Source organism: Paenibacillus sp. LHD-117, from assembly GCF_030929555.1.
Classification (GTDB): Bacteria; Bacillota; Bacilli; order Paenibacillales; family Paenibacillaceae; genus Pristimantibacillus.
Genome location: NZ_JAVFVT010000042.1, coordinates 67,850 through 74,893, shown reverse-complemented (window position 1 = coordinate 74,893; position 7,044 = coordinate 67,850). Strand labels below are relative to the sequence as shown.

5 protein-coding genes are annotated in these 7,044 nt (G+C 56.0%); 1 reads left to right on the top strand and 4 read right to left on the bottom strand.

The window, feature by feature from the left end:
* Positions 1–653: 653 nt before the first annotated feature.
* From RB620_RS25805 to RB620_RS25795, 3 genes are all read right to left on the bottom strand, one after another.
* Positions 654–1,148: a glutathione peroxidase gene (locus RB620_RS25805; RefSeq protein ID WP_308099430.1), complete on the bottom strand. Its 495-nt coding sequence runs from the start codon at positions 1,146–1,148 to the stop codon at positions 654–656.
* A gap of 426 nt (positions 1,149–1,574) precedes the next feature.
* Positions 1,575–2,036, bottom strand: coding sequence for a divergent PAP2 family protein (locus tag RB620_RS25800; protein ID WP_308099428.1), 462 nt, complete (start codon positions 2,034–2,036; stop codon positions 1,575–1,577).
* Between the two features lie 188 nt (positions 2,037–2,224).
* On the bottom strand, positions 2,225–3,709 hold the full coding sequence (locus tag RB620_RS25795; RefSeq protein ID WP_308099427.1) for a tagaturonate epimerase family protein: 1,485 nt from the start codon (positions 3,707–3,709) through the stop codon (positions 2,225–2,227).
* A 156-nt stretch (positions 3,710–3,865) separates the two neighbouring features.
* Between RB620_RS25795 and RB620_RS25790 the strand changes: the two genes are divergently transcribed.
* Positions 3,866–4,711, top strand: a complete 846-nt coding sequence (locus tag RB620_RS25790; RefSeq protein WP_308099425.1) for a helix-turn-helix transcriptional regulator — start codon at positions 3,866–3,868, stop codon at positions 4,709–4,711.
* Positions 4,712–4,914: 203 nt separating this feature from the next.
* On the opposite strand, the gene RB620_RS25785 is transcribed toward RB620_RS25790, so the two are convergent.
* Positions 4,915–7,020 (bottom strand): alpha-glucuronidase family glycosyl hydrolase, encoded by a 2,106-nt coding sequence (locus RB620_RS25785; RefSeq protein ID WP_308099423.1) that lies wholly within the window; start codon positions 7,018–7,020, stop codon positions 4,915–4,917.
* Positions 7,021–7,044: the final 24 nt, after the last annotated feature.

The window sequence follows — 7,044 nt, the reverse complement described above, 5'->3', positions numbered from 1 at the left end:
CTGCATAGTAACAGCTCCTTTTGCTATGTAGCTCTGAAAATGGTTGTGTTCTTACTTCCCATTTTTAACCTACGACGTGAAGCACATACGGGGCTGTTTTTACGTTCATCATAGCTAGTTCATCGAATGGTTACGGTCATTTCGGAGCAATCTACTAGGATATAGATGCTGAGATGTTGCCGTTGACTTGTTTTGCAGGTTTTCGATGAAGCAAGTATAGCATATCGCCTAAGGAGAATACCTGAGTCTTTGGCTGATGGAACTGAACCTTTCTCGGCCCATTCTCCCGAACGCAGCCGCACGAAGCGACACGCAGCCTCATGCAACCTGTCTCGTCATTTCGAAACTTATCTTTCAAAATTTATTTATAGGGAAATTCTCCTGCTAACTCCCCCTTATCCCTATATCTTCACTATTTAGTTGGAAATTGTCCCTCTAATCATGCTGGATTGCCTGCTTAAATTAGAACCGCTAAGCATTAGAGGGACATTTTCCTTTTAAAATCATTCGGTGGAAGGTACAGCGAAATTAACAGGAGGATTTCCGACTCTTTGGTTATAGGCAAACAAAAAACCTCCGCGGCTTTTGCCGATCGGAGGTTTGGTCTTATGGCAGCGCTTCGAAGACATGCAAACTTCGGCCTGTCGCTTACTTCATCCTTTCGCCGGATCTTCCAGCAGCTTGCGGATATGGCTTTCGATCTTCGCCGGTTCGTCGGTGGAGCCGAAGCGCTTCACGACACGGCCGTCGCGGTCCACGAGAAACTTCGTGAAATTCCATTTGATCGACTTCGATCCGAGCACGCCCCTTGCTTCGTTCGTCAGCAGTTGGAACAAGGGATGCGCGTCCTTGCCGTTTACGTCGATGCGGGAATACAGCGGGAAGGAAATGCCGAAGTTCAGCTCGCAAGCTTGCGCGATCTCCGCGTCGTCGCCTTTCTCTTGATTCGCGAACTGCGCGCACGGGAAGCCTAGCACAGAAAAACCTTGATCGGCGTATTCGTCGTGAAGCTTCTGCAACCCTTTGAACTGAGGCGCGAAGCCGCAGTCCGTTGCCGTGTTCACGATCAGCATCACATCGCCTTGATATGGAGCCAGCGTTTGCTGCTCGCCTTTGATCGTCTTGACCGGAATATCGTAAATGGACATGATGCCACTCTCCCATACCTCTTATTTAATTAAATTGTATACAATATAATTAAGTAAGTCAACACGCATTTGTCGGTCTCGCCGACAAACTACCCGCTAATCGCGCCGATTCTGGCGACTTTGTCGGTCTCGCCGACAAACTACCCTCTAATCGCGCCGATTCTGGCGACTTTGTCGGTCTCGCCGACAAACTACCTTCTAATCGCGCCGATTCTGGCGACTTTGTCGGTCTCGCCGACAACGAGTTTACCAGTCCGGCGATGCCGTAACATCGTTTGCTGCTCCCATGCCAGTAGCCGCCTCGCGCTTTCTGCGCGAGGCGGCATGCATTCGATTAGCTCAACTCAACCGCATGACTGCGATCATTACATTTCAAAATAATGCCACTCATTTGCCGCCAACCTCAGACGCCAACCGGCAACTCGCTCATGCCCGAGCCGTTGCCGCGCCCAAGACGCCAATCAGGGCGCCAAGCACCGCCCCCGCCGCGACTTCGCTTGGCTGATGGCCGAGCGACTCCTTTAGCTTTTCCTTGCGCCTCGCATGATAGATGCCTGGATGATGACCGGCCAGCTTCTCGACATCCGCATCGAGATCATTCACTTGGATGGCGATCTCACCTGCATGCCTGCGAATGTTCATCGCGTCGTACATAACGACTATGCCGAGCATGGCAGCTATAGCGAACTCCGGCGTGCGGACGCCGTATTTGACGGCCGTGTAAGCGGCAAGCGCGCTCACTCCGCTCGAATGCGAGCTCGGCATGCCGCCTGAGCCGACCAACTTGCCTGGCCTCCATTCGCCCTCCTGCCAGTAATGAATCGCGGGCTTCAACAGCTGCGCCGCTCCAACGGCCGCGATCGCGGTAATCAATCCTCGGTTTGCCATCTTGCTCCCCCCAGACTTCGATTCCTCGTCAGTGTTCCCAGAGGTCGCCGCAAGCATGCTCGACGAGCCCTTCTCATCATTTTCGACAGCGTAAATTAGCAAAAAAACCGGCCCCTCCAAGAGGGACCGGTCCAGGCGAACCATACCGATTATCGACGGGACGTAATTTCGCGACCATTGACGGGCATTTATTTGCCCAGCAGCTCCAAATGTTTGCCGATATGCGCCTTCAAACATTCCGCGAATGTTTCCTCTTGTTCGGCGAGCGTGCGGAAGAACTCGTCGGCAAACGTCTTGCCGCCGTCCTCGTCCTTCGCTTGCAGCAGCAGGCCATACGTGATGTGCAGCAGCTGGCGCGCGTTGTTTTCGTTCATGTATTCGGGCAATTGCCCGTCGCTTACGCCGGCAAGCGGTGCGATGGCGCCGATATCCGTCGTGACATGGTAATACGCGGTTGCTTCCTCGAAGTGATCGAGGGCGTATTGATGCATGCGGCGGTACAAAGACGGATTCGTGCGGGCGACGACGCGAACCGCTTCCAGCCAGTTCGTTCCCGCAGTTTTCAAGTGGAACAAGCCGTTCGTATATTTCCCGATGAGCGGGAACACGCTGAACTTGTCGCTGCCGGAATGAATGCTCAGCTTGTAGCCGAAGTGGACCGCGATCGCGGCGTGGCTCGCCAGCTCTCGCTCGAACTGCGCGATATCGCCGATGTAATCGATTCCCTTCTGGAACTCGCCGCAGAACCGAGGCGCCATGCTGAAAATCGTCACTCCGCGATGGCGCAGCTCGTTCGCCACCATATAATGAGCTTCGGGCGACGTCGGCGTTTCCGTCTCGTCGATCGAAATTTCAAAGTCGACCGCCCGGTCCAGCGTCGAGATATAACGGTTGTAGATTTGCTCCATGAAATCGATCGCCTTATCGTAGATGAGCACGTCCTTCATGAGCGACTCGCGCGTAAACCCGAGGTTCGCGCCCGGCACCGCGGACACATCGTTCAAATAGCGGGTTTCGTAGCGGCTTCGCAAACCTTCGGGCAGTTGCGCGAACTTCTCCTCGATCTCGGCAGCGGACAACCCGGCGATCGTATTGTCGATCTTCTCCGAGCAATCGAGCGTCAGCATCGTAAAACCGAGACGCAGCGCGTATTCGATGTCCTCTTCCTTCTTCAAATGGTCGCCGTCGGCGCCGTAACCGTCGCGGTATCCTTCCTGAAACACGGCATAGGCCGCCGCGTCGAGGACGTCCTCGTAGTTGCGGCCCGTCAGCGCGAGCTCGCGGATGCTCTGCTGCGCGAGCACCGGCCGAATGTCTTTGCCCCGGATTGTTTGGATATGGCCCGGACTGGCGATGCCGAGACGGTCGCCAAGTCCCATCGTCGCCACCTTCGTGCCAAACGCTTGGGGAGCCGTATAAGAGAAGAAGCGGTTTAACGTCAGCCGGTTCTCATGCGTGAGCGGACACAGCTTGCCGCCTTCCGCCGGTTCGCCGGCCAATTGCTCGTATAGCTCGCCGTCGCCGGCGACGAATAGCTTTTTGCCTGCGGCCGTGCGTACAATCGCGGCGGTTGCGCCTCCTGCCTTGGCGATCGAGTTCGGGTAAACTTGAATATCGGAAGAAGCGAGCGCGGACAGATTGCCTGATTGCAAAACCTCGACTAATGGTTTCATTGCGATATGCCTCCCTAAGTCTTTATTATCAGATGAGGCTATCATAGCGCAATTAACGCAGGTTTTCTTCTCATATCTTCTTATTTGTAACGTAAACTGTTCATTTTTTGCGCAAAATGATACGATATTCGTATCTTTATTAAGGAGTCGATTCGAATGCCCGATACCGTCACCTACGGCAACGAGGAAGAAGGGCCGTTCTACATGCAGCATATCCGCCGCACCGGCCCGTTCGAGCGAACCCAACACATGCACGAGATGTACGAGCTCTATTACTTGTACGAAGGAGAACGTTTGTATTTCATTCGGGACCGCTCGTATTTGATCCTGCCCGGCGATCTGGTACTCATTAACCGCCGCGATCTGCACGCCACCTCGGACTCGGGCGACTTCGGACATGCCAGGGTCGTCGTCAATTTCAGCGACCTCTTCCTCGAAGGAGCCATGCAGGAGGCGCCGTTTCTGCTGGACGCGTTCACGAACGGTTCGCCGGTGCTGCGCCTTGATCTCCCGACGCGCCGAGCGGTCGAACACATCCTTGGGAAGATGACGGCCGAAGTCAAGGAGCACTCGCTCGGGCAATCGTTCGCGCTGCGGCATTTTCTCATCGAACTCCTGCTGTACGCTGCTCGTTTCGCGCGCGTTCATCCCGCGACGCCGCTCGACCATGTCAGCCCCCTCCATCGCAAAATATCGTCCATCGTGCGCCACATCAATACGAGCTACACGGATGAAATCCGTTTGGAGGAGCTGGCGCGGCGTTTCGAGATCAGCCCTGCCTACTTGAGCCGCATGTTCAAGGAAGTAACCGGCTTTTCGCTCGTCTCCTACATCAATTTCGTAAGGATCCAAGCCGCGCAGCGGCTGCTGGCCGAGTCGAACGAGAAGGTCATCACGATCGCGGAGCAAGTCGGCTTCGGCTCCCTCGTGCAGTTCGGAAGAGCCTTCCGCCAAATTGCCAAAACGACGCCTCTTCGGTATCGGCAACTTTCGCGGGGTTAATCCGCCGGAATGCCCAGCGATCCGCGAATCGCCGCAAGACCTGCGTAGCACGGCCAGGACCCGCAAGCGAAAAAAGCCCCGACCGCTTCGCGCGGGCCGGGGCCTTCATCATGTTGCACCGTATGACGATGACTTGCTAAAACTTTGCGATTCGCCCGAACGACCCCTTCGGCTCTTGCGCCGCGTCGAAGACGAACACGGATCTAATAAATCGTTCTGCCGCGTTCATCCGGAATGCCGGACTTCCTGTAGAAGTAAGTGTTGACGACATCCCGCCACAGCTTCGCGTGCTCCGCTTGTTCCGCGGCGCGATCCGCTACGCTGCGGAATCTCTCCTCGTCGATCTTGCCCTCGAGTGTAAGCCAAGCCTCCCGGGCCGCTTCCGCCTCCTCGGCGCCTTCGAAATGCGTATCGTAAATATGCTGGATGACCGTTTTGCCCGACTTTAGCACATGAGTATAAGGGACGTGGTGGAAGAACAATAGCAACTCGTCCGGACATGAGTCCAAGCTTTCGTACAGCTTGGCGTTCTCTTGTGAATATTGCGACGTATACCCCGTACCCGTCCTCGCCGTCCGGTCAACCCCGATTCCTTTCCAATCCGCAAAATGGTACGTTCCCCACTTCGAATATTCGTAGCCGTCCACATCAGGACCGTAATGGTAATGAGGCGTAACCATCCAGCCTACGCCCAGCGGAGACGTATAGTTCTCATAGATGCGCCAGGAACTCGTCAGCCAATCTATGATAACCGACGACACGTCGGGGTCGCTTCCGAACGTTTGCCGAATCCACTCGTCCGCGATCGCTTCCGAACTCAGGTCCGGATTCCACATTAACCGCCCGTAACCGTACAAGTTCGCCTGCGCGAGCGTATGCCCCGTCCAGTTGTCGTCATCCCCGACGTTGGTTACGGCTGTCACCCCGCTGTAACGATGGTCGTGCACGCGACCCGCAGCGAGGTCTGCCACGCGAGTGCCCTCGCCATTCAGCTTCGTATCGAACCCGAGCACTTCCTTCCACTGCGGTATCAAATAACAGACATGCCGCTGCTGGCCCGTATATTCCTGCGTAATTTGAAACTCCATAAGCTGGTTGGTCCGAGGCATCGCTCCATACAGCGGCGATACGGGCTCCCGTACCTGAAAGTCCATCGGTCCGTTCTTGATCTGAAGAATGACGTTATCCCTGAAATTGCCGTCCAGCGGCCGGAAGTGGTCGTACGCCGCCTTTGCCCGGTCGGTCGCGCGATCCCGCCAATCCTGATGGCAATCGTAGACGAAACAGCGCCATAACACGACGCCGCCATGCGGCAGAAGCGCGTCCGCTAACAGGTTGGCTCCGTCCGCGTGGTCGCGCCCGTACGTGAAAGGCCCCGGCCTGTTCTCCGAATCCGCCTTCACCAGGAAACCGCCGAAGTCCGGAATGCGATCGAACACATCCCGCGCTCGCTCTCTCCACCACGCCCTCACGCCTTCGTCCAGCGGATCCGCGGTAGACAGGCCGCCTAGCTCGATGGGAGCAGCGAAGTTTATACTAAGATACAGCTTGATGCCATACTTCCGGAAGACATCCGCCACCTTGGCGACATCCCCCAAATACCGTTCCGTGATCAGCAGCGTTTCCTGCCGGTGCACATTGACATTGTTGATCGCGATCCCGTTGATGCCGATTGAAGCCATCATGCGTGCATATTCGACGATTCTACCCGTACCCGCCAGCAGCTCATTCTCGCGATAAAAGATCGACTGCCCCGCATAGCCGCGCTCGATACTGCCGTCCAGGTTGTCCCAATGGTTGATCATCCGTAACGGAAATGCGGGCGCTTCCGTCACGTCCAATCCGGCCACAAACTCGTTTCCTGACTGCAATAAACGCAGAAAGGCGAAAACGCCGTACAGCAAGCCTCGCCCCGTCTTCGCGGCGATGGCGATATAGCTCCGTCCGCCGCTCTCAGCGGACCGGATGACGTACGTTTCTTCCGAAAGCTTGGCCGCTTCGTCGCGGGACAATACCGCGTCGATCAGCGGCATGGAACCTGCGACGCCGACTGCCAGGAATCCCCCATTGCCTTCTCGTGCAGCAGCTCCATCTTCATTTATTTTCTCCGGCTTTCGTCCGGTCAATGACTCGAGTCCGGCGGCAAGCTCCTCCACCGCAGTCCGGCAAACCTCGTTTTCTTCAGAGCAGGCTGCTCCGCTCACGATCTTGTTGACATACGGCTCCCAGCCGGCTGCCAGCGTGACGCTTTGCCCGCTTCCGCCTCCATAGCCAAGCCATGCTTTATATCCTCTGCTACTGCTGCTCATGCTCGTTCCCCCCAACCTCATCTA